The 533-nt window shown below is 59.8% G+C and carries 2 protein-coding genes; one reads left to right on the plus strand and one right to left on the minus strand.

The annotated features are described in order from the left end of the window. Nucleotides 1–255, minus strand: a 255-nt coding sequence (locus Q7C21_RS22890) for an FAD-dependent oxidoreductase (RefSeq protein WP_375151222.1), incomplete at its 3' end; no start/stop codon positions are given. Between the two features lie 82 nt (nt 256–337). Here Q7C21_RS22890 and Q7C21_RS22895 point away from each other — a divergent pair. Continuing rightward, nucleotides 338–533 (plus strand): hypothetical protein (locus Q7C21_RS22895; RefSeq protein ID WP_375151223.1); only part of this gene is annotated, 196 nt, incomplete at its 3' end.

Genomic DNA, 533 nt, shown 5'->3' on the forward strand with positions numbered 1-533 from the left:
CACGTCCGGGAAGGAGAACCAGCGCGGCTCGCCAATGGCCCGGAACATCGGATTGGTGTTGAACTGCATGATCTGCCGGACCGAGTGACGCAGGGCCTTGGACGGAATGGTACCCAGGTGGGTGCAGTTGCCGCCGACCTGGCGACGGCTATCGACCATCGCCACTTTGCGTCCTGCTTTCGCGGCGTTCATTGCCGCACCTTCTCCAGCGGGGCCCGAGCCCAGCACCACTACGTCGTAGTTGTAGACAGCCATGCGTACTCCTCAGAACAGGCCGAGATGCCCTTCTGGCATCTCCGGCTAAATCATGCCGCGGCCAGCGGCATGAAGGATCAATTTGGCTCGGTTACGAACCCGGGCACAGTCTATAGAAGCGTCAACGCCGCGCACATTAACCCTTGGTCGCGTCGTAGGCTACTTTTGCCTGCACTACAGCATTCCCAACAGCGTGCCTGGTTATTGTTTTGGTCCGGCCAACAGCGCATCGAACGCCGGGTTGCTACGTGTGACGAAGCCTTTATCGGCACGCATCA

The sequence above is a fragment of the Pantoea sp. ANP04 genome (assembly GCF_041982285.1).
GTDB lineage: Bacteria > Pseudomonadota > Gammaproteobacteria > Enterobacterales > Enterobacteriaceae > Pantoea > Pantoea eucalypti.